Raw genomic sequence first — 22345 nt, forward strand, 5'->3', positions numbered from 1 at the left:
GGCAGTCACTACCCTCGGTCACACAGGGTTGATCGCGTCGTCGGCCGAGGCCCCCTCACAAAGGATCTGCACCATGAACCGTGCGCTGATCATCGTCGACGTGCAGAACGACTTCTGCGAGGGCGGCAGCCTCGCGGTGGCCGGCGGCGCCGACGTGGCCGCCGCCATAACCGACCTGGTGGGCGAGGCGCCGGCCGGCTACGCCCACGTGGTCGCCACCCGCGACTTCCACGTGGACCCCGGCGACCACTTCTCCGAGCGCCCCGACTACGAGAAGAGCTGGCCCGCCCACTGCGTGGCGGGCACGGAGGGCAGCGGCTTCCACCCCAACTTCGCGCCCGTCATCGCCTCCGGCGCCGTCGCGGCCGTCTTCGACAAGGGCGCCCACGCGGCCGCGTACAGCGGCTTCGAGGGCGCGGACGAGAACGGCACGCCGCTGGCGGACTGGCTGCGCGAGCGCGGGGTGACCGAGGTGGACGTGGTGGGCATCGCCACCGACCACTGCGTACGGGCCACCGCCCTGGACGCCCGGCGGCACGGCTTCGCCACCCATGTGCTGCTCGACCTGACCGCCGGCGTCGCCCCGCACACCACCCAGCGGGCGCTGGAGGAGCTGCGGGAGGCCGGGGTGGAGCTCAGCGGCAAGCCGGTCGTCCAGGGCGGCTGACGGCGCCCGGGGGGCCGTACGGGGGCTCTCAGGCGGCTCCGGCGGGCCTGCCCCGCAGCAGGCTGGCGATGGGGTGCCAGGACTCGGTGTCGTCGTCGGGGGCGGACCGCCAGACCACCCCGTCCGGGTGGTGCAGCACGGCGGTGATCTCGTCGGGCACGGGCGGCTCGGTGTTGCCGCGCAGGTAGACGGCGCGCATCCCGAGGTTGCGCAGCCGGGTCAGGGCCCGGGCGCGGTTGGCGGCGTGGACGAGGACGCGGACGCGTGCTCCCGGCCGGGGGCCGTCGTCGGGCGGCATGGTCAGCGACAGGGCGACGACCACGCTGCCGTCGGGGAGCCGGACGAATCCACCACCTGTCATCCGCCTCATGCCTCCCTGATGGACAAGGCTGTCGATAAGACCATCATGAGAGGCATTCTCAAGCCGACCGGCCGCCGCCCGCCAGGGGGCGACGGCCGGTGCGGTTCCGACCTGCGGCGCGGTCGCGGAGCTCCCGCCTACCGGTGGGTCACTTGCCGGCCGGGCCGACCTGGACCGTCATGGTCGAGCCGCTGGGGGCCTGGGTGAGGATCCGGATCCGGGTGTTGGTGTCGGTGATCTTCACACCGCCCGTGGGGTTCTCCGCGTCGTAGTAGGTGTTCTTGTGGTCGTCGAAGACCGGAACGCCCAGCTTGCCCTTGACGCGCGTCGCCACGCCGTCCGAGTGCACGGTGTAGCCCTGGGCCGGGAACCAGCCGAAGGCCGAGTCGTACGCCTGGAAGCGGTTGTCCATGAGCTTGCCGTTGGCCCACTTCTCGGCCTTGGGGTGGGCGTCGACGGGCAGGATGCGGCCGGTGCCCGGGTGGACGCCGACGTTGTTGTCCACCTGCGAGGTGTCCCACTGCCAGATCAGCAGACCGGTCTGGTACGGGAAGTGCTCGACCCACGAGCGCTTGGTGCTGCGCCAGCCGAAGTTGTACGGGCCGTTGCGCAGGGTCCGGTCGTACGAGACGTACTGCCGGTTCTCGGCGATGTAGTACTGCGGGTACTCCTTGGTGAAGGAGGCGCCGATGCGCGAGAAGCCCTTCACCGTCCAGCCGTTGTCGCCGGCCTCGGCGCCGTCGGAGAAGACGTTCGCGCCGTCGGCGGTCAGCGTGATGGCGTCGGCGGTGAAGCCCTTGCCGGAGGTGCCGCCGTCGGTGGCGTAGCGGAAGCGCAGGTCGATCTTCTTGCCCGCGTAGGCGTCGAGGGAGTACGAGAGCTTCTTGTACGCGCCCGAGACACCGGTCAGGGCCGGCTTGTCGCCGCCGTCACGGGTGATGACCTTGCCGTCGGCGGTGCCGTCGAGCGGCGTGTAGTTGGCGCCGCCGTCCGTGGAGACCTCGGCGTAGAGGTAGTCGTAGTTCTCCTCGATGTCCCACCAGCCGGACAGGTCCAGCGAGGCCTTGGCCTTGCCGGTGAGGTCGACGCTACGGGTGAGGGTGTTCTTCAGGTCGTCGCCCTGGCCGCTCCACCACTGCTGGGTGCCCTCGGCCGGCTTGACGACGTCCGTGGTGACCTTCTTGTTCGGAAGATCGACGACCAGCGCCTGCTTGTCCTTGGTGTTGTACTCCGCCACGCCCAGCTTGTGCGTCGACTTCGTCGCCGCCTTGGCCTTGCCGTAGTTGAGCCAGCCCAGCTGCAGCTTGTCCCAGGCGCTCATGTCGCCGGGCAGGTCGCCGATGCTCTCCTTGCCCTCGCCCAGCCAGGAGCCGGAGGACATCAGGGACCAGTAGGCGACGGAGGACTCACCGGTGCCGGTGGTGTCGTACTCGTCGGGCAGGCCCAGGTCGTGGCCGTACTCGTGGGCGAAGACGCCGAGGCCGCCGTTCTCCGGCTGCATGGTGTAGTCGCCGACCCAGATGCCGGTGTCGCCGATCTGGGCGCCGCCCGCCTTGTTGCCCGTGGGGCCGGTCTTGCCGGCGTCGGAGCCGTAGGCGTACCAGCGGTGGGCCCAGATGGCGTCCTTGCCCTGGGCGCCGCCGCCGGCGGACTCGTCCTCGCCGGCGTGGACGATCTGGAAGTGGTCGATGTAGCCGTCCGGCTCGTTGAAGTTGCCGTCGCCGTCGTAGTCGTTGCGGTCCCACTGGTCGTACTTCGCCAGCTCGGCCTTGATGTCGGCGTCGCTGCGACCGGCGGCCTTCTGGTTCGCCGCCCACTGGTTCACGCCGTCGCGGACGAGGTCCCAGGCGCTGGGGCAGTTGGTGGAGCCGCAGTAGTTGGAGCCGTAACGGGCCTCGTTCCACTGCACCTTCACCCAGTCGGTGACGGTGCCCTCGACCGAGTAGCGTCCGGAGGACTGCTTCTCGTAGTACTTCGCCAGGGACTCCTTGTCCTTGTCGTGCGAGAAGTACAGGTCCTGGAAGTACTGCCGGTCGAAGTCCTTGCGCCAGGCCGTGCTGTTGTCCTTCGCACGGTCCGGCTCGGCTATCGTGTTGTGCGCCGGGCCGGCCTTGCCGCCGTACTTCTTGACGGGCGGCTTGGGGCCGTCGGGGCCGTCCGGGTCGTACATCGTGGTGTCGTCGACCTTGTCGCCGAAGTCGACCAGGATGGTGAAGATCCTGTCGGTCTTCTCCCGGGCGAGCTCGACGTACTTCCCCCGGCCGAGCTGCACGACCTTCGACGCGCCGCGCTGCTCCGTCTTGGCGTCGCCGGCGATCACCTGCTCCAGCGCGGCCTTGCGCTGGGCTTCCTTCTTCTTGCTGAACGGGCCCTTGAGGTCGTGCTCGACGGCACGGCCCTTCTGTGCCGGGTCCTGGCGCGCGGCGACGGCCGAGGGGCCCTGGTCCGCGCCGGACGGGGCGGTCAAGCCCGTCGCCTGCGCGATACCCGTCGTCAGCGTCCCCGCGCCCAGCGCGGCGGCCACGACGACCACGGCGGCGGATCGAGCGACCCGCCGTTGGCTGCTCTTCACTTGTGAATGTCCTCCCCAGTAAGAACTGTGGAGGTATTTGACCGGAGAGACTCAAGAAAAGACAGATCTTGACTGAGGCGCCGCGAGCAAGTACGTTATCCGGTCTTTATGTTGCGGATTTCGGGCCACAACGGGCGTGCGCCCGGCACGCCTTGGCGCGCCCCGCGACCCCGTGCGCCCCGAATGCTCCGAGTACCGTGGGTTAGGTCACGCTTACCGCCAGTTCCGCTCGGGCAGAGAGCACCGTAGAGTCGGGATTGCTGTATGTACCAGCCGGCTCCGCACCCCCCTTCTCGATGCCTTGAGGACGGATCCCGCCATGTCGCGTCCGACTCCTGCACAGATCGCCTACGGATCGGCCACCGTCGTCTTCACGACCCTCGCCATGCTGTTGCTGACAGGGGCGGACGCGGGTCCGAAAGTCGCGGTCATCGCGCTGGCCGCCCTGGCCCTCGGACTGCTCGTCGCGTCCCTGGTGCGGATCCCGCGCGAACGCGCGGACGCCGCCGCCCGGTTGCCCGAGCAGCGCACGCCCGCGCACGCCGCGTCCGCCGTGGGAGAGCACTCCCTCCACGGCTGACGGCGCTCACTGCACCGTCGAGACCACCACGGTCTTCGCCGCCTTGTCGTGGATGCACTGGTGGTACGGCTCGTCCCACGTGCACCAGAGCACGTTGAGCAGCCAGAAGACGAAGCCGCAGCACGGCACGATCTCGGGCAGGGAGTAGACCGCCGCGCGCGTCCAGCCGGGCCTGCCCTCCGGGATCGCGCCGTTGTCCAGCATCGCGACGCGGATCTGCATCGCCATCTTGCCGAGCGTCTGCCCGCGCGTGGTGAGCATCAGGCCCTCGTAGAGGAAGTAGACGAGCGAGATGAGGATGCTCAGGCCCGTGTTCTTGCTCGTGTCCCTCCACGGGTCGTAGCCCCAGGTCGCCAGCCAGAAGACGACGCTCACCGGAATGCCCACGATGAAGGCGTCGATGATCCTCGCGATCAGCCGCTTGAAGCGGCTGGCCAGCGGCGGCATCCCCGCCAGCGGATCGGCCGCGCCGTTCCGGCCGCCGTAGGGGTTCTCCGACCCGCCGCCGTACGGCCCGCCACCGTAGGGCCCGCCGCCGCCCGGGGCGCCGCCCCCGGGGCCGCCCCCGTACGGGCTCCCGCCGCCCGATCCCGGGTACGGCGGCGGGGGCCCGGGCGGCGGCTGCTGCTTCTTGAACGGGTCGTTGTCGTCCGCGTCCGGCGGCGGCTCGGTGCTCATGGACCCAGTGGAACCCGGGGCTCCGAAGGGCGCATCCGGCCGTATGCCGTTCGAGTCAGCTCAGCTCTCCGCCGACGCCACGAACGTACGGGCCGACTTGTCGTGCCAGCACTGCCGCCACGGCCGGTCGAACACACACCACAGCACGCCCAGCGCCCCCACGCCGAGCACGCCCAGCACGCCGTAGAGCAGCCACCGGCGCAGCGCGGCGCCCATCGAGGGCGTCTCGTGCGACTCGATGTCCAGCACCCGCACCCCGCACAGCTTCTTGCCCACCGTGCGCCCCCACTTGGCCGTCGGCAGCGCTTCGTAGAGCACCCCGCCGATCAGCAGCACGGCGAGCACGACGGCCAGATAGCCGCCGGTCGTGCCGTCCAGCAGCCAGACCGTGACGGTCTCGCCGGTCTGCCGGGCCTGGTCGACCTTGGCGTCGATGTGGTCGACGGCCCTGCCCCACAGCGGCACGGCGACCGCGCCCACCACGCCGCCCAGCAGCAGCGTGTCCAGCAGCCGGGCCGCGAGCCGCCGGCCGAGTCCGGCGGGACGGCCCTGCGCCTGGGCGGCGCTGAGGAACGGATCCTCCTTGGGCGGCTTCCAGGCCGGCGCCGGCTCCCCCGCGCCGGGCCGCGGGCCCTGCTGGGCGAGCTGCTGCACCTGCTGGGCCCAGCCCACGGGCTGCGGCTGGGTGACGGGCACCGGCGCGGACTCCGGGCGCCGCACGGGCAGGGCGGCCCCGCTCTCGGGCGGGGTCTGGACCCCCTGCGCCTGCGGGGTCTGCGGGCGGGGGTGGCGGGCGTCGTCGGGGCGGGCTCCCGGCGCGGGTCGACGGAGGGGACGGGGCGGGCGGCCCGCCCGGGCGGCGCCGTGCGGCTTGGGCCGCAGGGTCAGGGTGCCCTGCCCGGGAACGTCGGGCCCGGCGGACGGCGTCGCCTCCCGGGCGGGCGGCTCGGCCACGCGCGGGTCGCGCGCCGCGGGCAGCGCCGGGGCGGCGGAGGAGGCGGAGGGGACGTCACCGCCCCAGGAGACGCGCCGGTCCTGCTCGCCGCCGAAGCCTTCCTGGTGCGCGGTGTCGGCCTGCCAGGCCGGGGCGGCCCCGGCCCGCTCCGGGCCGCTCCGCGGCTCCTCGTCCAGGAACACCGGGCCGGTCTCGTCCGGCAGTTGCCGGACGGCGGCCCGGGGCGTCGGCGGTACGGGCGCGGCGAGCGCGGGCAGCGGGGCGGGGGCCGCGCCGGCGGGCGGGGCCGGCATCGGCTCCCCCGCGGCGGGCGCGGGCCTGCTGGTGCCGGGGACCCAGGCGGTGCCGCTCCAGTAGCGGATGTAACCGGGGATGGAGGGGTCGGGATAGTAGCCGCTGGCGGGGCTGCTGTCAGCGGATCCCGAGATAGGTGCGCTCATGGTCTCCGGTGTCCCGTATCTGCTCGGCCGTACTGGGTAGCCAACAGGTCTACCAGACGGCACTTGGGTCTGTGACCGTCCCCGGGCCGGACCACTCACACGTGCGACTGCGCGGACCGCGCGAAAAGTCGGTACCGATCCCGGGAAGTCGCGTCATGATGTGCGCCTTGAGCGCTCTCTCCAGGAGCGGGCCTCTCCTTGCGAGGGGGCCGCGCGCCGACGGAAGCAGAGCAGAGAGGGCGTACGTCATGCACACCGTGGTGGAACGAGAGCTCGAGATCGGCCTGGTGCTGTCGCCGCAGCGCAGCATCCCCGTCCCGGCCCGGCTGACCTACCGTACGGACGACCCCTATGCCGTCCACATCACCTTCCACGTCACCTCGGACAAGCCCGTGACGTGGACCTTCTCCCGCGAACTGCTCGTCGACGGGACGTTCAGAGCGGCCGGGGAGGGGGACGTGCGGGTCTTCCCCGGCAAGGACCGGGGGCGGCCCATGGTCTGCATCGCGCTGTCCTCGCCGGATGGGCAGGCGCTGCTGATGGCCCCGGCGGCGGGCGTGTCGGCGTGGCTGGAGAGGACCCTGCGGACCGTGGCGCCGGGCGCCGAGCGCGAATGGCTGCCCCTGGACGAGGCGTTGCGGGAGCTGCTGGCGCCCGGCGCCTAGCCGGAGGGGACCGTTCGGGTGCGGGGCGGTCGCCGGGGAGGAACCCGTTGGGGTGGTCGGTACGGACCTGCGCGTAACCTCCCCGCCCGGCCGCCCGCCGCGTCAGCCGTCGAGGACCTTGCCGGGGTTGAGCAGGCCGAGCGGGTCGAGGACGGCCTTGATGCCGCGCTGGACCTCCATGGCCACCGGCCCGGCCTCCCGCTCCAGCCACTCCTTCTTCAGCAGGCCCACCCCGTGCTCCCCGGTGATGGTGCCGCCGAGCTCCAGGCCCAGTGCCATGATCGCGTCGAAGGACTCCCGGGCCCGCCGTGCCTCGTCGGGGTCGGCGGGGTCGAAGCAGACGACGGGGTGGGTGTTGCCGTCCCCGGCGTGCGCGACGACGCCGATGGTCAGGTCGTGCTCGCGCGCGATGGCGGCGGTGCCCTCCAGCATGGCCGCGAGGTTCGAGCGCGGCACGCACACGTCGTCGATCATCGTGGCGGGCCGCAGGGTCTCGAGCGCGGGCAGGGCCGTCCGGCGGGCCTGCAGGAGCAGGTCGGACTCGGCCTCGTCCTCGGCGGGGACGACCTCGGTGGCCCCGGCGGCGCTGCACAGCCGGGCCACGGCGGCCAGGTCGGCCGTGGGGTCGGGGGTGTCGAAGGCGGCCATCAGCAGGGCCTCGGTGGACTCGGGAAGGCCCATGCGGGCGAAGGAGTTGACGGCCCGTACGGAGGTCGCGTCCATCAGCTCCAGCAGTGACGGCGCGTGGCCGCGCGCCATGATCTGCCGTACCGCCTCGCAGGCGGCGGCCACGGAGGGGAACTCGGCGGCCAGGGCCAGCCGGCGCGGCGGGGCGGGCTTGAGCGCGAGGACGGCGCGCACGACCACGCCGAGGCTGCCCTCGGAGCCCACGAAGAGGCGGGTGAGGTCGTAGCCGGCGACGCCCTTGGCGGTGCGGCGGCCGGTGGTCAGCAGCCGGCCGTCGGCGAGGACGACGTCGAGGCCGAGGACGTACTCGGCGGTCACGCCGTACTTCACGCAGCACAGCCCGCCGGAGGCCGTGCCGATGTTGCCGCCGATGGTGCACTGCTCCCAGCTGGAGGGGTCCGGCGGGTAGTACAGGCCCTGCTCGGCGACCGCGCGGGAGAGCACGGCGTTGACGACGCCCGGCTCGACCACGGCGATCCGCTCGACCGGGTCGATCTCGAGGATGCGGTCCATCTTGACGAGCGAGAGCACCACGCAGCCGTCGACGGCGTTGGCCGCGCCGGACAGGCCCGTGCGCGCGCCCTGCGGCACCACCGGCACCCGCAGGGCGGTGGCGGTGCGCATGACGTGACGCACCTGGTCCACCGTGCGCGGCAGGACGACGACGGCCGGCGCCCCCGCCGCGCAGAAGCTCGCCATGTCGTTGGCGTACGAAGCGGTGACGTCGGGGTCGGTGAGGACCGCCTCGGCGGGGAGTTCCTCGAGCAGGAGCTTGATCAGATCGCCCATGGCCCCCACCCTGCCACCGTCGGCGGCAGGGCGGAAGATCGCCTCGTCAGAGGTTTCCGCGGCGCTCCTGCTCGCGCTCGATGGCCTCGAAGAGCGCCTTGAAGTTGCCCTTGCCGAAGCCCATGGAGCCGTGCCGCTCGATCATCTCGAAGAAGACGGTCGGGCGGTCCTGGACCGGCTTGGTGAAGATCTGCAGGAGGTAGCCGTCCTCGTCGCGGTCCACGAGGATCTTCAGCTCGCGCAGGGTCTCGATCGGCACCCGGGTCTCGCCGGCCCAGTCGCCGAGGGTGTCGTAGTAGCTGTCCGGCGTGTCGAGGAACTGCACGCCGGCCGCGCGCATGGCCCGGACGGAGGCGACGATGTCGTTCGTGGCGAGCGCGACGTGCTGGACGCCGGGGCCGCCGTAGAACTCCAGGTACTCGTCGATCTGCGACTTCTTCTTGGCGATGGCCGGCTCGTTGAGCGGGAACTTCACCTTGAGGGTGCCGTCCGCGACGACCTTCGACATGAGCGCGGAGTACTCGGTGGCGATGTCGTCGCCCACGAACTCCTTCATGTTGGTGAAGCCCATGACGTTGTTGTAGAAGCCGACCCAGTCGTTCATCTTGCCGAGCTCGACGTTGCCGACGCAGTGGTCGATGGCCTGGAAGCGGCGCGGGCCGGGCTCGACGAGCGGGGCGGCGGCGACGTAGCCGGGGAGGTACGGGCCGGTGTACGCGGACCGGTCGACAAGGGTGTGCCGGGTGTTGCCGTAGGTGGCGATGGCCGCCACGACGACCGTGCCGTGCTCGTCCTTCAGCTCGTGGGGCTCCTCCAGACCGGTGGCGCCGTGCTCGAGGGCGTAGGCGTACGCGGCCCGCGCGTCCGGCACCTCGATGGCCAGGTCGACGACGCCGTCGCCGTGCTCGGCGACGTGCTCGGCGAGGAAGCGGCCGCGCTCGGTGCTCGCCTTGATCACGGTGGTGAAGACGAACCGGGCGCTGCCGGACTCCAGGACGTAACTCGCGGTCTCGCGGCTGCCGTTCTCCGGTCCGGAGTAGGCGACGCGCTTCATGCCGAAGGCGGTGGAGTAGTAGTGGGCGGCCTGCTTGGCGTTGCCGACGGCGAAGACGACCGCGTCCATCCCCTTGACCGGGAAGGGGTCGGCCTGCCGCGCGGTGTGCGGGGTGTGATCCGTGGTCTGAGTCATGGCCGCAGGGTCTCTCCGAACCACAAGGTGCGCAATAGTTTGCGTTTTCCCTGGGCATCCTGCATAGCGGAGGCCCGGGGAATCCGGGCGATCTGTGCAGGATGACCACGAGAGGCGGACCAGGGTGATCGATCGTTTGGACGGACGGCTGATCGAGTTGCTCGCGGAGGAGCCCCGGATAGGGGTGCTGGAGGCCTCCCGGCGCCTCGGCGTGGCGCGCGGCACGGTCCAGGCGCGGCTGGACCGGCTGCAGTCCCAGGGGGTGATCCGCGGCTTCGGCCCGGACGTGGACCCGGCCGCGCTGGGCTATCCGGTGACCGCCTTCGCGACGCTGGAGATCAAACAGGGCCAGGGTGCGGACGTCCGCACCCACCTGGCGTCCGTCCCGGAGGTGCTGGAGCTGCACACCACGACCGGCCACGGCGACATGCTGTGCCGGCTGGTGGCCCGCTCGAACGCCGACCTGCAGCGGGTGATCGACAGGGTGGTGGGCTTCGAGGGGATCGTCCGGGCCTCCACGGCGATCGTCATGGAGAACCCGGTGCCGCTGAGGATCATCCCGCTGGTCAAGCAGGCGTCCGAGGACTGAGCAGGCCCCTCGAGGAGGACGGGCGCGGGCGTCAGGCCGGGCAGGCGGGAACGCGCTGCCCGGCCGCCAGGGCCTTGAGCGAGGAGACCGCGTCCTTGAGGTCGGCGACCGGGATCAGCCGCAGGCCGGCGGGCAGCTCGGCCCGCGCGTCCGAGCACTCCTCCTTGGGGACGAGGAAGACGGTGGCGCCGTCGCGCCGTGCCGCCTGCGTCTTGAGCGAGACGCCGCCGACGGGCCCGACCGTGCCGTCCGGCTCGATGGTGCCGGTGCCCGCGATGCTCCGGCCGCCGGTCAGGTCGCCGCCGCGGCCGTCGCCGTCGAGCTTGTCGATGACGCCGAGGGTGAAGAGCAGCCCGGCGCTGGGGCCGCCGACGTCGGCGAGGCTCAGCTCCACCTTCACGTCCTTGGGCGAGCGGTGCAGATAGCGCAGGGCGGCCTGGGCGGCGGAGTCCTGCGACTTCTTCATCTCGGCGGCGTTGTGCCGCTCGATCTCCTCGTCGTTCTGCCCGGCGGGGTAGACCGAGTCGCGCGGCATCACGGCCCGGTCGGTGCGGAACCAGCTGTCGACGACGTCGCCCAGGTCCACGCGCGCGTCCGGCCCGGTGGCCTCGATGGTGGTCATGCGCAGCTGTCCGCTGGTCTTCCGGGTCGCCGCGCCGGTGATGGAGATCACCGGCTTGTCCTTGTGCTCGCCGAGGACGTTCGCGGTCGTCGAGCCCGGCTGGGCGATGACGAACGGCAGGGGGACGAGCGCGGCCACCGCGAGCAGGGCGACGACGGGCGCGGCGCAGACGGCGAGGGTGCGCGCGCGCTTCCTCCCGGCGGTCGTGGCAGCCGTGGTCTTCGCGCCCGGGGCGGGCTGGGACGGAGCAGGCATGCTGCGAATCTAATTCACGCGCGGGGCGGGCGCGGCACGCGGGCGGCCGGTGGGCGGCGTGCGGGCGCCACGCGAGCGGCAGGCGAGGCAGGCGGGCGGCCGTCGGGCCGCCCGCACGGTGCCGCCCCGGCGGGGTGCCGCCGGGGCGACACCGGCGTGCCGTTGGAACTACTTCAGCGTTGGGAACTGCCTCAGCGTTCCCTCGGGGCTACCTCAGCGCGTCCGCCACCTCCTTCGCGGCCTCCATGACCCGCGTTCCCACCCGCTCGGGGACGGAATCGGCGAGCATGACCACACCCACGCTCCCCTCGATCCCGCTCACCCCGAGCAGCGGCGCCGCCGCCCCGCTCGCCCCGGCCTCCAGCTCGCCGTGGGTGAGGGCGTATCCGGGGTTGTCGACCTCGCCCCGGCGTGCGGCGAGGATCGCCCGTCCGGCCGCGCCACGGTCCAGGGGGTGTCGGAACCCGGCGCGGTAGGCCACGTGATAGTCGGTCCAGGTCGGCTCGACGACGGCGACCGCGAGCGCCTCGGCGCCGTCGACGAGCGTGAGATGGGCCGTGGCCCCTATGTCCTCGGCCAGCGACCGCAGCGCGGGCATGGCCGCTTCGCGTACGAGCGGGTGGACCTGACGGCCCAGCCGCAGCACTCCCAGGCCCACCCGGGCCCGGCCGCCGAGGTCCCGGCGGACGAGTGCGTGCTGCTCGAGCGTGGCGAGCAGCCGGTAGACGACCGTGCGGTTGACGCCGAGCCGGGTGGACAGCTCGGTGACGGTCAGACCGTGATCGGTGTCGGCGAGCAGTTTGAGGACGCGCAGTCCTCTGTCGAGCGTCTGCGAAGTCTCCGCGGTCACGACGCCCCTCCTCCGATGAGAGGCGGCCCTCGTCACGGTGGGGTGCGCCACCGGTCCCGTCCGGCAGCGCGCGAAGAGAGGCCGCCGGCCGTTGACGCATGATCCGGCTGCGCTCCGCGGCGGCGCTGCCACGGGGCGTGTGCGTGAGCGGCACCGTAGCGCCGCCGGTCCGCTCAGCGGAAGAGTCTGCCCACAATCCGGTCACTGTGCAGCGGATTCACGGGTATCGGCGGGCAGTTCCCACCATGTGGACAGGGCGCGGGCCCCCGGTCGGGGAGCCCGCGCCCTGTCCGGCACGTCATGTCACGTCCGCTGGGGCTTCCGCCCGAACGCCCGCGTGAACGTCACTTCATACGGGTGGCCCACTCGCGCACCTTCTTGATGCGCTCGGTGAGCTGTCCGGCCGTCGCCTCCGCGCTGGGCGGTCCGCCGCACGTCCGGCGCAGCTCGGTGTGGATCACGCCGTGCGGCTTGCCGCTCTGGTGGACGTACGCGCCCACCAGCGTGTTGAGCTGCTTGCGCAGCTCCAGCATCTCCTTGTGGGTGACCACCGGGCGCCGCTCGGCGGGGAGTTCGAGCAGGTCGACCTCGGCGTCGGGGCGCTTGCGGCTGTGGGCGATCTGGCGGGCCTGCCGCTTCTGCAGCAGCAGCTGCACCTGGTCGGGCTCCAGCAGTCCGGGGATGCCGAGGTAGTCCTGCTCCTCCTCGCTGCCGGCGTGGGCCTGCATGCCGAACTCGGCGCCGTCGTAGAGCACGCGGTCGAAGACGGCCTCCGACTCCAGCGCCTCGAAGGAGAGTTGGTCGTTCTCGCCGGTGTCCTCGTCCTGCTGCCGCTCCGCCTCCGCCAGGAGCTTGTCCTCCTCGGCGTAGGGGTTCTCGTCGTCGCCGTCCTTCTTCGGCTTGTCCAGGACGTGGTCGCGCTCGACCTCCATCTCGTTGGCGAAGGTCAGCAGCGTCGGGATCGTCGGCACGAACACCGACGCGGTCTCGCCGCGCCGCCGCGAGCGTACGAAGCGGCCGACGGCCTGGGCGAAGAACAGCGGTGTGGAGATGGTGGTGGCGTACACGCCGACCGCGAGGCGGGGCACGTCCACGCCCTCGGACACCATGCGGACGGCGACCATCCATCGCGAGTCGGACTGCGCGAAGTCGTCGATGCGCTGCGAGGCGCCGGAGTCGTCGGACAGCACGAGGGTGGCGCCCTCGCCCGTGATCTCCCGGATCAGCTTGGCGTAGGCGCGGGCCGACTCCTGGTCGGAGGCGATGACGAGGGCCCCGGCGTCGGGGATGGACTTGCGGACCTCGGTCAGCCGCCGGTCGGCCGCCCGCAGCACGTTCGGCATCCAGTCGCCGCGCGGGTCCAGGGCCGTGCGCCAGGCCTGCGAGATCGCGTCCTTGGTCATCGGCTCGCCGAGGCGGGCCTCCAGCTCGTCGCCCGCCTTGGTGCGCCAGCGCATGTTGCCGCTGTACGAGAGGAAGATGACCGGCCGGACGACGCCGTCGGACAGGGCGTTGCCGTAGCCGTAGGTGTAGTCGGCGGACGAGCGGCGGATGCCGTCGTTGCCCTCCTCGTACGTGACGAAGGGGATGGGGTTGGTGTCGGAGCGGAAGGGCGTTCCGGTCAGGCACAGCCGGCGGGTGGCCGGGTCGAAGGCCTCCATGCACGCCTCGCCCCAGGAGCGGGAGTCGCCGGCGTGGTGGATCTCGTCGAGGATGACGAGCGTCTTGCGCTGTTCGCAGCGGTTGCGGTGCAGCATGGGGCGCACGCCCACGCCGGCGTAGGTGACGGCCACGCCGTGGTACTCACGGCCCAGCGGGCCGGCGCTGTACTCGGGGTCGAGCTTGATGCCTATCCGGGCGGCGGCCTCGGCCCACTGCTTCTTCAGGTGCTCGGTGGGCGCGACCACGGTCACCTGCTGGACGACGTGGTGGTGCAGCAGCCAGGAGGCGAGGGTGAGCGCGAAGGTGGTCTTTCCGGCGCCCGGGGTGGCGACGGCGAGGAAGTCGCGGGGCTGCGTCTGGACGTACTTCTCCATGGCGCCCTGCTGCCAGGCGCGCAGCTTGTTCGCGGTACCCCAGGGGGCCCGGCCGGGGAAGGCGGGTGAGAGATGGTGGTTCGCTGTGGTGGTAGTCACGGTCTCCGTCGGCTGGCTCGGCGATCGGCAACCGCGCAAGCCTACCCGCGTCCGCGAGGGCTCCCGGGCGGTACGACCGGGGCTCACCCGGGGGTGGGACGGAGGTCACAGTGGCCGAATTCATCCTGTTCGTCCCTCGATGACCAGGGGTCCGCGGGCGGAGCCCCTGGTCATCGAGGGGGCGGCCCGGGGAACGAACCGCCGAAGGCCCTAGGACACGCCCTGCCCCCGCGGCCGCAGACGGGTCGCCAGATACGAGCCGGCGAGCGCGCTCGCCGACGCCAGGACGAAGACGGCGACGAAGGCGTGCGGTGGCGCGGCCGCGCCGTCGGCGTCCGCGGCGACCGAGCCGCCGCCGGAGGAGACGAAGAGCACACCGGCGAGGCCGACGAGCACGATGCTGCCGAGCGCGTCCGACACCTGCAGGGAGGCGGAGTTCGCGCCCTCCTCCCCCGGCCGGGAGAGCTTGAGCAGCAGCACCGCGCCGCCGGAGATCGTCAGGCCCATGCCGTAGCCGCCGATGATCCAGGAGACGGCCACGATCCACACCGGCACGGACGTGATCAGCACCAGGGGGGCGAGCGCCACGGCGAGCGCCAGCAGCGCCATGCCCAGGCCGATCAGCCGCTCGCGGTGGGGCTCCAGGCGGGGGCGGCTCTGGGTGTACGAGGCGAGCGCCCACGTCAGCCCGCCGCCGGTGAGGGAGAGCCCGGCGAGGGTGGCCGACAGGCCGCGCTCGGTCACCAGCATCAGCGGCACGAACGTCTCGGCAGCGAGGAAGGACCCCTGGGCGACGCCGCGCAGCAGCACCACCGTGGGCAGCCCGCGCCCGGCCCGGAAGGTGCGCGCGGGCAGCAGCCGCAGCACGCACGGGACGAGCAGGGCGAGTCCGGCGGCGGCGGGCAGGAGGGAGACGGGGCGCAGGTCCTGGCCCGCGTACTGCAGCAGTCCGGCGCCGACGGCCACGGCGAGGGCGAGGAGGATCCGGCGGCGGTCCATGGCCGCGGTGCGGTCGCCGGCCGGCAGCTTGCGCAGCGCGGGCAGCATCACGGCCAGCGGCGGCAGGACCAGGACGGGGATGGCCAGGAACACCCAGCGCCACCCGATCCGCTCGGTGACGGTGCCGGCCACCAGCGGGCCGACGATCACGGGGACGACCCAGGCGGCGGAGAAGGCCGCGAGGATCACCGGCCGCAGCCGCTCGGGGTAGGCCCGCCCGACGACGACGTAGAGCGAGACGATCACCAGCCCGGCACCGATGCCCTGCACCCCGCGTCCCGCGACGAACATCCACATCGTCCCCGCCGACCCGGCGACGACCAGCCCGCCGCCGAAGGCGGCGATGCCGGTGAAGAGGGGGGCGAGCGGCCCGGCCCGGTCGCACCACTCCCCCGACAGCGCCATGGCGAACAGGCTCGCGGTGAAGAAGGCGGAGAAGGAGAAGGCGTAGAGCTCGAGGCCGTCCAGGGCGCGCGCCGCGACCGGCATCGCGGTGTTGACCGCGCTCGCCTCGAAGGCGATGAGGGAGACGACGGAGACGATGCCGAGGGTGAGCGCCCGGAACCGGCGCCCGAGTATGCCCCCGGGGTCCTCCGGGGTGGTTGCGGACAGGGCGAGGTCGGTGCCTTCGGCGTCGGTTGTGGTCATGCCGGCCAGCGTAGGAAGGGACCGGCCCTTCTGCCCCCGGCCGGACGAATGGAATCCCATCGTCCGTAGGGCCTAGTCCGAAGGCCCCGGCCCCCGGTGCCCGCGTCGCAGGTCCAGGCGCCGGGGCCTTCGAGGCCCTCGTGGGCGGGGGAGCCCGCCCGGGTCATGTGGCCCGCCCGTGTCATGTGGTCGGCTCACGTGGTCAGCTCACGTAGTCGGCTCACGTGGTCGGCCCACGTGATCGGCCCACGTGATCGGCTCACGTGGTCAGCAGCACCCCGCCGTACGAGGCGCCCGCGATCACGACCCACGAGCTCAGCCCGAGCGCCGCGACCCGGCCGCCGGTGCGCACCAGCGAGGGCAGGTGCACGGCGCTGCCCAGCCCGAAGAGGGCGGCGGCCAGCAGCAGCTCCTGGGCGTGCTGGGCGGCGTCGAGCACGCCGCCGGGCACCAGGCCGGTCGTCCGTACGGCGACCATGGCGAGGAAGCCGAGCACGAAGAGCGGTACGAGCGGGGGCCGCTTGCCGGACGCCTGGACGACGCCCCGGCGGCGGCCGCGCGCGGACACCGCCACGGCCGCGACGAGCGGCGCCAGCAGTGCCACCCGCATCAGCTTGACCAGGACGGCGTCCCCGAGCGCGGCCTGGCCGGCGGTCTGGGCCGTGGCCACGACCTGGCCGACGTCGTGCACGCTCGCCCCGGCCCAGCGGCCGAACTGCGCGTCGCCCAGCCCGAGCGGGTGGTGCAGCAGCGGCAGCACGGCGATGGCGAGCGTGCCGCACAGCGTCACCAGCGCCACCGACGTCGCCACGTCCTCCTCGTCGCTGCCCGACACCTCGCTGACCGCGCCGATCGCGGAGGCGCCGCAGATGGAATAGCCGGTGGCGATCAGCAGCGGCTGGTCGCCGCGCAGCCCGAGCCGGCGGCCGAGCCACAGCGTCCCGAAGAACGTCGCGGCGACCACCGCGAGCACCATCGCGACGGTGGCCCAGCCCAGCCCGAGCACGTCGTCCAGGCTGAGCTTGAGCCCGAGCAGCACGATGCCGACCCGCATCAGCCGCTTGCCCGCGAGCGTCAGGCCGGGCTTGCCGGCGCCGCGCACCTTGGCCCGTACGCCCGGCAGATGGGCCGCGGCGATGCCCAGGACGACGGCGGCGGTGAGCATGGGGACGACGGGCAGGAGCGCGTGGACGCCCCAGGCCAGGGCGACCCCGCCGACGGCCATGGCGAGGCCGGGGAGCTTGCCGGGCGCCGCCGGGCGCGGCGGGCTCGAGGGGTTCGGCGGGTTCGGCGGGCTCGCGGCCCGCTGGTGGAGGAGGGCCATCAGAGGGCGTCGGCCGGCAGGTCGTACACGCGCCGGACGCTGGAGCCCAGGCGTGAGACGTCGGCCCCGTAGATGTGCAGGGAGATGGCGACGGACGAACAGGCGTTGCGCACCCGGTGGATGTCGCCGGGCGGCGCGAAGCCGCAGACGTCGCCCTGCCGGTTGACCACGTCCTCGGTGGCCACCAGGCGGGCGGTCATGCCCTCGGGGACGAGGCGGTAGCGGCGCTCGCTCTCGGTGCCCTGGTGGACGCCGGTGACGCACCAGGAGACGTGGTCGTGGATGGAGGTCTGCTGGCCGGGCATCCACACCAGCGCGACGACGGAGAAGCTGCCGTCGCTCTCGGCGTGCAGGATGTGCTGGCGGTAGCGCTCGGGGTCGCCCTCGCACTGTTCGTCGGTGAGCAGATCGGGAGCGCCGAGGTGGACCGCGAGCCGCTCGCCGACGAGGTACGCCGTCGTGTCGGGCGGCAGGCCGCGGCCTACGGCGTCCCGGACGTCGCCGACGAGCTGGTCGAGCCGCGCGGTCGTCAGGGGTGCGGTAGGTGTGGTCATACACGCAGCGTCGAGGCGCTTGATCCATCACGTCCAACGACAGTTTGTTGCCATGCCGTCAACGTGCGCTTATGGACCGAGCGGGCCCGCTCAGCAGCCGACGCGCCGGGCGGCGACGGCCTTCAGCTCGTCAAGTACCAGCGCGTTGGCGGGGATTCTCAGGTGGTCGCGGAGCACGTACGCGGAGACGAAGCGGCGGGCGGCCGGATCCAGGGCCCGTCCGGTGATCTTGTCGTGCCGGAGGAAGGACAGCACGAGCGCCGGCATCATCGCCACACCCAGCCCCTCGGCCACGAGCGACTGCACGACGAGGTTGTCGTCCGTTGTGAACGCGATGTCGGGTGCGAATCCCTGCTCGGCGCACTCGTGGAGGAAGTTCGTGCGGCAGCGCAGGCAGCCGGCGATCCACCGCTCCTCGGCCAGGTCGGCGAGCTTGACCGCCCGGCGGCGGGCGAGAGGATGCCCGGTGGGCAGCAGAACGGTCAGCTGGTCCTCGAAGAGCGGTATCTCCACGAGCTCGTCGGGAACCTCTTCGCGCAGGCCGGGATAGGTGAAGGCGAGCGTGATGTCGCACTCGCCGCGCACGACCCGGCTCAGCGAGTCCGGTGGCTCGGCCTCCTGCAGCTCCACCCGTACGCCCGGGTGGTCGGCGGCGAGACGGGCCAGCGCCTCGGGGATGAGGGTCGCCCCGGCGCTGGGGAACGCGCACACACGGACGCGCCCGGCGCGCAGCCGCGTCAGCGAGCTCATTTGCTGCTGCGCGGCGGAAAGGCTGGCGAGGATCGTCTCGGAGTGCCGGGCGAGCGCCTCGCCGGCCTCGGTCAGCCGCATGCGGCGGCCGACGCGGGTGAACAGCGGAGTGCCGACCGACCGTTCGAGGGCCTTCATCTGCTGGGTGATCGCCGGCTGGGTGTAGCCCAGCGCGCGGGCGGCAGCCGAATACGACCCCGCGGTCACGACCGCGTGGAACGTCTTGATGTGCCGGGAGTCGAACACGCCGAAATCATAAGCGGAATTTGGGTTAATGGGGCGAGGGGGCGTGGGTTGCTTTTGGATCACCGAATAGATCCGACATGGTGGACTTGTGCCCGCGGGCGAGGCGAGGAGTTCCTGCGGTCGTGGCCACTGCCGGACACGGCTCGCGCTTCATGAACGGCACATGGCGGTCTTGTGCCAGCACGGTCCGCCCCATTGAGGCCCCCGGCACATGCCCCTAGGGTCGTGCCCATAAGAAGAACAGCACGGCCGTGTGCCCGAGTGGCTTAGGGGCTCGCCTGCAAAGCGAGTTACGCTGGTTCGATTCCAGTCACGGCCTCCACTCCTGTTGAGTAGAGCTTGAGTAGCCGTTGAGTAGCGGTACTCATGATCCCGGCGCAGCCGTCGGCGCAGGATGCATCACATGAACACGTACCCCACGTCTCCCGCCCTGCCCGTCCGTCCCTCGCGGCGCAAGGGGTTCACGGAGACTCTGGCCGTGGTCCTCTGGGCCATCACGGCGCAGGCCCTCGGCCTGTGCCTGGTGGTCGTGGCGATGATCGCCGTCTGGGGAGCGGCCGCGGGCGCCCCCGCCGGGGAGTTCCTGCTGCAGGTGGTCGGCGTCCTCGCCGCGGCCGCCCTCCTCCTGGCGGCCGCCTACCAGGGCCTCAGGCTCTTCGGCCTGACCGCCCCGACCCGCTCGGCCATCGTCGCCGCCGTCGCCTGCCCGGGCCCGGTGGGCCTGGCGCTGTACCTGTACGCGGGCTAGGCCGCACTGCCGATCCCGGCTCCGCCGTACGGCGGAGGCCGATCGCACTCGCGCATGATCCACGGGCGCGAGTGGCCGGACAGGCTGGGGTCATGGCAATCAGCGCGACACGAACCGAGCGGCCCGTAACCCGCTGGGCGGAGCGAACCGCCCACCTCATCCCCCTGCTCGGCCTGCCCGTCTGCCTCTGGCGACTGCCCATCGCCTTCGGGTACATGATGGGCATCGGTCTCGAGCCGCCATCGGAACCGCTGTGGTTCACCATCCCCTACGTCTTCGGGCTCAGCCTGCTGTCCGAGGCGTTCGCGCTGCTGTGCTTCGGCCTCGTACGCCCCTGGGGCGAGGTCGTACCCCGCTGGATCCCGAGGATCGGCGGCAGGCGCGTCCCGCCGTTCGCCGTGATCGTGCCCGCGACGCTGGCCGGTCTCGGCCTGACCGCACTGCTGGCCGACTGGGTGCTGTGCACCTTCGGCCTGGCGGGCTTCTCGAACCCGGACTTCGACAACGCCGGGTGGGCGTCGCTGGCCAACACCGTCAGCGGCCTGTTCGTGCTGTGGGGCCCGCTGGTGCTGGCGCAGACCTACGGCTACTACCGCCGTCGGTGCCGCCCGTCTGCTGCCTGATTCCCTGTCACATAGGCTGATCGACGCTTGGTCGGAAGCGGGCCACCGAGGACCGCACGACAGACGGAGGAAGACCCATGCGCTACCTGATGATGACCAAGCCCACCGAGGCCGCCCCCGACGAGAAGCTGTTCGCGGAGATGAGCGCGTGGATCGAGGAGCTGACGGCGTCGGGCGTCCTGCTGGCCACCGGCGGCCTCGAGCCGGGGGGCTTTCGCGTGACGTCGGCGGGCGACGAGATAACGGTGACGGACGGGCCGTTCGCCGAGGCCAAAGAGGCCGTGGCCGGCTTCGCGCTGGTCGAGGTCCGCTCCAAGGAGGAGGCGATCGAGATCGCGCGCCGCTTCCGGAAGCTCGTCGGTGACGGCGAGAGCGTGATCCAGCAGGTCTTCGGTCCCTGACCGGCCCCGCACCAAGCCCATGACGGACGTCCACGGCGCGGTCGACGCGGTCTGGAAGCTCGAGTCGGCCAGGATCGTCGCCGCCCTGCCCCGGCTGGTGCGCGACGTCGGCCTCGCGGAGGAGCTCGCCCAGGACGCGCTCGTCGCAGCCCTCGAGCAGTGGCCGCTGTCGGGGGTACCCGCCAACCCCGGCGCCTGGCTGATGACCACCGCCAGGCGCCGGGCCGTCGACCGCATCCGGCGTGACCGGCTCCTGGAGCGCAAGCACGAGCAGATCGCCCGCGATGTGCGGGAAGACGCCGCAGAGGACGGACGGGACGACGTCCTGCGGCTGATGTTCGTCTCCTGCCACCCGGTCCTGCCCGCCGAGGCCCGCGTCGCACTGACACTGCGGCTGCTCGGCGGCCTGACCGCCGGTGAGATCGCGCGGGCGTTCCTCGTCGACGAGACGACGATCGCCCGGCGCATCGCGGCGGCGAAACGCACGCTGGCGGAGGAACGGGTGCCGTTCGAGCTGCCCGCCCGGGCGGAGCTCGCCGAGCGCCTGTCGTCCGTACTCGGCGTCGTCTACCTCGTCTTCAACGAGGGCTACGCGGCGACGGCCGGCGACGACCTGATCCGGCCGGACCTCTGCCTCGAGGCCCTGCGGCTGGGCCGCATGCTGGCCGAACTGGCCCCGGACCACGCCGAAGTGCACGGTCTGGTCGCGCTGATGGAGCTCCAGGCCTCCCGTGCCGCCGCCCGGACCGGCCCGTCCGGCGAACCCGTCCAGCTGCAGGAGCAGAACCGCGGCCGCTGGGACCAGCTGCTCATCCGCCGCGGCTTCACCGCCATGCTGCGCGCACGCGAGGCCGGCGGCCCGCCCGGCCCGTACGTCCTCCAGGCGGCGATCGCCGTCTGCCACGCCCAGGCACGTACGGCCGAGGACACCGACTGGGCGCGGATCGCGGCCTTGTACGAGGCGCTGGTCCGGCTCCTGCCCACGCCCGTCGTACGGCTCAACCGGGCCGTGGCGACCGGGATGGCACACGGCCCGCAGGCGGGCCTCGACCAGGCCGACTCCCTCCTGACCGACCCCGCGCTGCGCGACTACCACCTTCTCCCCGGCGTGCGGGGCGATCTGCTGGCCCGCCTCGGACGCGACGAAGAGGCCCGGCTGGAGTTCCGCCGCGCCGCGTCCCTCACCCGGAACGCCGCCGAACGCGCCTTCCTGCACCGCCGCGCCGACGCCCTCACCGGCCCCGCCGCGCCGGCCGCCACCCTGGGCTCGGCCGCCCGGGACTTCCTGGGGCGCGACGGCCTGGACGCCGCGACGATCCGCTCGTACGGCCAGACCCTGCGCCGCCTGTGCCGGGCCCTGGGCGACGACCTGCCGCTGACCTCGCTGACCGCCGACGTGGTGGCCCGGGTCTTCGCGACGGCCTGGGGCGACGCGGCCGCCCGGACGTGGAACCGGCACCGGTCGGCCGTCAGCTCCTTCGGCACCTGGGCCTCCCTCGAGGGCCTCGCGGCGCACCTCGAACGGCGTGCGGCGACCGGTCCCCCGGCGCCGGCGATCGAAGGGGCGGAGCTCGTAGAGCTGTTGGGCCGCCCGGGGATCGCCCCGCGCGAGCGGGCCCTGTGGAGCCTTCTGCACGAGTCGGCGGCCGGCGTGAGCACCGCCCTGTCCCTGAACGTCGAGGACCTCGATCCTTCTGGTTGTCGCGCCCGCGCGAACGGCTCGTGGATCACCTGGCACGAGCAAACCGCCCGGCTGCTCCCACCGCTGGTGGCCGGCCGCACCCGCGGCCCACTGTTCCTCTCCGACCGCCGCCCCGGCCCGGCCCGGACCCCCTCGGAGGCCGACCTCTGCCCGGACACGGGCCGCCGCCGCCTGTCCTACGAACGCGCGGAGTACCTCTTCAAGCAGGCCACGAAGACCGTCGACCCGACGGGAACGGGCTACACGCTGCGGCGGCTCAGGGCACGGGAAGCCCGGCACTGAGTACGACCACTCAGCCGGCATTGAGCACCTCCGC

At 72.5% G+C, this 22345-nt stretch carries 21 protein-coding genes and 1 tRNA gene; 9 read left to right on the forward strand and 13 right to left on the reverse strand.

All coding sequences use genetic code 11. From position 1 onward, the window contains the following. The first annotated feature begins 73 nt into the window (after positions 1-73). Positions 74-667 carry an isochorismatase family protein gene (locus J1792_RS01930; protein WP_086565980.1) on the forward strand — a complete coding sequence of 198 codons (594 nt, stop codon included), beginning with the start codon at positions 74-76 and terminating at the stop codon, positions 665-667. A 28-nt stretch (positions 668-695) separates the two neighbouring features. On the opposite strand, the gene J1792_RS01935 is transcribed toward J1792_RS01930, so the two are convergent. Both J1792_RS01935 and J1792_RS01940 read right to left on the reverse strand, forming a co-directional pair. After that, the gene (locus J1792_RS01935) at positions 696-1028 is read right to left on the reverse strand and encodes a hypothetical protein (RefSeq protein WP_207246554.1); all 333 of its coding nucleotides are present in this window, start codon (positions 1026-1028) and stop codon (positions 696-698) included. A gap of 148 nt (positions 1029-1176) precedes the next feature. Continuing rightward, on the reverse strand, positions 1177-3600 hold the full coding sequence (locus tag J1792_RS01940; protein WP_086565978.1) for an immune inhibitor A domain-containing protein: 2424 nt from the start codon (positions 3598-3600) through the stop codon (positions 1177-1179). A gap of 319 nt (positions 3601-3919) precedes the next feature. Between J1792_RS01940 and J1792_RS01945 the strand changes: the two genes are divergently transcribed. Further along, positions 3920-4180: a hypothetical protein gene (locus tag J1792_RS01945; RefSeq protein ID WP_179198711.1), complete on the forward strand. Its 261-nt coding sequence runs from the start codon at positions 3920-3922 to the stop codon at positions 4178-4180. A 6-nt stretch (positions 4181-4186) separates the two neighbouring features. Here J1792_RS01945 and J1792_RS01950 read toward each other — a convergent pair whose 3' ends face one another. Further along, on the reverse strand, positions 4187-4858 hold the full coding sequence (locus tag J1792_RS01950) for an RDD family protein (RefSeq protein ID WP_207246555.1): 672 nt from the start codon (positions 4856-4858) through the stop codon (positions 4187-4189). 60 nt (positions 4859-4918) lie between these two features. After that, complete coding sequence (locus J1792_RS01955; protein ID WP_207246556.1) at positions 4919-6253, reverse strand: RDD family protein; 1335 nt, start codon at positions 6251-6253, stop codon at positions 4919-4921. Positions 6254-6501: 248 nt separating this feature from the next. Here J1792_RS01955 and J1792_RS01960 point away from each other — a divergent pair, with 248 nt between their 5' ends. Beyond that, positions 6502-6918, forward strand: coding sequence for an SsgA family sporulation/cell division regulator (locus tag J1792_RS01960; protein ID WP_086572167.1), 417 nt, complete (start codon positions 6502-6504; stop codon positions 6916-6918). 102 nt (positions 6919-7020) lie between these two features. Here J1792_RS01960 and J1792_RS01965 read toward each other — a convergent pair whose 3' ends face one another. Continuing rightward, positions 7021-8394: an FAD-binding oxidoreductase gene (locus J1792_RS01965; protein WP_207246557.1), complete on the reverse strand. Its 1374-nt coding sequence runs from the start codon at positions 8392-8394 to the stop codon at positions 7021-7023. 46 nt (positions 8395-8440) lie between these two features. Beyond that, positions 8441-9583 (reverse strand): 4-hydroxyphenylpyruvate dioxygenase, encoded by a 1143-nt coding sequence (gene hppD, locus J1792_RS01970; protein WP_086572164.1) that lies wholly within the window; start codon positions 9581-9583, stop codon positions 8441-8443. A gap of 124 nt (positions 9584-9707) precedes the next feature. Here hppD and J1792_RS01975 point away from each other — a divergent pair, with 124 nt between their 5' ends. Next, positions 9708-10172, forward strand: a complete 465-nt coding sequence (locus J1792_RS01975; protein ID WP_086572163.1) for an Lrp/AsnC family transcriptional regulator — start codon at positions 9708-9710, stop codon at positions 10170-10172. Positions 10173-10203: 31 nt separating this feature from the next. On the opposite strand, the gene J1792_RS01980 is transcribed toward J1792_RS01975, so the two are convergent. From J1792_RS01980 to J1792_RS02010, 7 genes are all read right to left on the reverse strand, one after another. After that, a complete protein-coding gene (locus tag J1792_RS01980) occupies positions 10204-11049 on the reverse strand; it encodes a S16 family serine protease (protein ID WP_107431154.1) in 846 nt (281 codons plus the stop codon). Between the two features lie 208 nt (positions 11050-11257). Continuing rightward, positions 11258-11899: an IclR family transcriptional regulator gene (locus J1792_RS01985; protein ID WP_086572162.1), complete on the reverse strand. Its 642-nt coding sequence runs from the start codon at positions 11897-11899 to the stop codon at positions 11258-11260. A 344-nt stretch (positions 11900-12243) separates the two neighbouring features. Beyond that, the gene (locus tag J1792_RS01990; protein WP_086572160.1) at positions 12244-14034 is read right to left on the reverse strand and encodes a DEAD/DEAH box helicase; all 1791 of its coding nucleotides are present in this window, start codon (positions 14032-14034) and stop codon (positions 12244-12246) included. 210 nt (positions 14035-14244) lie between these two features. Next, positions 14245-15681 (reverse strand): MFS transporter, encoded by a 1437-nt coding sequence (locus J1792_RS01995; RefSeq protein ID WP_086572158.1) that lies wholly within the window; start codon positions 15679-15681, stop codon positions 14245-14247. Between the two features lie 259 nt (positions 15682-15940). Continuing rightward, complete coding sequence (locus tag J1792_RS02000; RefSeq protein WP_086572156.1) at positions 15941-17005, reverse strand: YeiH family protein; 1065 nt, start codon at positions 17003-17005, stop codon at positions 15941-15943. Beyond that, positions 17005-17559 (reverse strand): cysteine dioxygenase family protein, encoded by a 555-nt coding sequence (locus J1792_RS02005; protein WP_086572154.1) that lies wholly within the window; start codon positions 17557-17559, stop codon positions 17005-17007. Before J1792_RS02005 ends, J1792_RS02000 begins: the two co-directional genes overlap by 1 nt. A gap of 90 nt (positions 17560-17649) precedes the next feature. Continuing rightward, positions 17650-18555, reverse strand: coding sequence for a LysR family transcriptional regulator (locus J1792_RS02010; protein WP_086572152.1), 906 nt, complete (start codon positions 18553-18555; stop codon positions 17650-17652). Between the two features lie 247 nt (positions 18556-18802). Here J1792_RS02010 and J1792_RS02015 point away from each other — a divergent pair. The 5 genes from J1792_RS02015 (at position 18803) to J1792_RS02035 (ending at position 22311) form a co-directional block, all read left to right on the forward strand. Next, a tRNA-Cys gene (locus J1792_RS02015) sits at positions 18803-18877 on the forward strand. Positions 18878-18958: 81 nt separating this feature from the next. Then, positions 18959-19303 carry a hypothetical protein gene (locus J1792_RS02020; protein ID WP_207246558.1) on the forward strand — a complete coding sequence of 115 codons (345 nt, stop codon included), beginning with the start codon at positions 18959-18961 and terminating at the stop codon, positions 19301-19303. A gap of 92 nt (positions 19304-19395) precedes the next feature. Further along, positions 19396-19926, forward strand: coding sequence for a hypothetical protein (locus J1792_RS02025; RefSeq protein ID WP_207246559.1), 531 nt, complete (start codon positions 19396-19398; stop codon positions 19924-19926). A 77-nt stretch (positions 19927-20003) separates the two neighbouring features. Then, entirely contained in the window at positions 20004-20327 is a 324-nt protein-coding gene (locus J1792_RS02030; protein ID WP_207246560.1) for a YciI family protein, read from the forward strand. A gap of 19 nt (positions 20328-20346) precedes the next feature. Further along, positions 20347-22311, forward strand: a complete 1965-nt coding sequence (locus J1792_RS02035; protein WP_207246561.1) for a DUF6596 domain-containing protein — start codon at positions 20347-20349, stop codon at positions 22309-22311. The last annotated feature ends 34 nt before the right edge of the window (positions 22312-22345 follow it).

This window comes from Streptomyces triculaminicus (assembly GCF_017349075.1).
Classification (GTDB): domain Bacteria; phylum Actinomycetota; class Actinomycetes; order Streptomycetales; family Streptomycetaceae; genus Streptomyces; species Streptomyces triculaminicus.

What these genes read in the sequence shown, in the direction of transcription:
- J1792_RS01980 (WP_107431154.1), bottom strand. Translation starts at nt 11,049, where the DNA reads ATGCCTGCTCCGTCCCAGCCCGCCCCGGGCGCGAAGACCACGGCTGCC.
- J1792_RS01995 (WP_086572158.1), bottom strand. Translation starts at nt 15,681, where the DNA reads ATGACCACAACCGACGCCGAAGGCACCGACCTCGCCCTGTCCGCAACC.
- J1792_RS02030 (WP_207246560.1), top strand. Translation starts at nt 20,004, where the DNA reads ATGCGCTACCTGATGATGACCAAGCCCACCGAGGCCGCCCCCGACGAG.
- J1792_RS02005 (WP_086572154.1), bottom strand. Translation starts at nt 17,559, where the DNA reads ATGACCACACCTACCGCACCCCTGACGACCGCGCGGCTCGACCAGCTC.
- J1792_RS01965 (WP_207246557.1), bottom strand. Translation starts at nt 8,394, where the DNA reads ATGGGCGATCTGATCAAGCTCCTGCTCGAGGAACTCCCCGCCGAGGCG.
- J1792_RS02025 (WP_207246559.1), top strand. Translation starts at nt 19,396, where the DNA reads ATGGCAATCAGCGCGACACGAACCGAGCGGCCCGTAACCCGCTGGGCG.
- J1792_RS02020 (WP_207246558.1), top strand. Translation starts at nt 18,959, where the DNA reads ATGAACACGTACCCCACGTCTCCCGCCCTGCCCGTCCGTCCCTCGCGG.
- J1792_RS02000 (WP_086572156.1), bottom strand. Translation starts at nt 17,005, where the DNA reads ATGGCCCTCCTCCACCAGCGGGCCGCGAGCCCGCCGAACCCGCCGAAC.
- J1792_RS01935 (WP_207246554.1), bottom strand. Translation starts at nt 1,028, where the DNA reads ATGACAGGTGGTGGATTCGTCCGGCTCCCCGACGGCAGCGTGGTCGTC.
- J1792_RS02035 (WP_207246561.1), top strand. Translation starts at nt 20,347, where the DNA reads ATGACGGACGTCCACGGCGCGGTCGACGCGGTCTGGAAGCTCGAGTCG.
- J1792_RS01960 (WP_086572167.1), top strand. Translation starts at nt 6,502, where the DNA reads ATGCACACCGTGGTGGAACGAGAGCTCGAGATCGGCCTGGTGCTGTCG.
- hppD (WP_086572164.1), bottom strand. Translation starts at nt 9,583, where the DNA reads ATGACTCAGACCACGGATCACACCCCGCACACCGCGCGGCAGGCCGAC.
- J1792_RS01955 (WP_207246556.1), bottom strand. Translation starts at nt 6,253, where the DNA reads ATGAGCGCACCTATCTCGGGATCCGCTGACAGCAGCCCCGCCAGCGGC.
- J1792_RS01945 (WP_179198711.1), top strand. Translation starts at nt 3,920, where the DNA reads ATGTCGCGTCCGACTCCTGCACAGATCGCCTACGGATCGGCCACCGTC.
- J1792_RS01950 (WP_207246555.1), bottom strand. Translation starts at nt 4,858, where the DNA reads ATGAGCACCGAGCCGCCGCCGGACGCGGACGACAACGACCCGTTCAAG.
- J1792_RS01930 (WP_086565980.1), top strand. Translation starts at nt 74, where the DNA reads ATGAACCGTGCGCTGATCATCGTCGACGTGCAGAACGACTTCTGCGAG.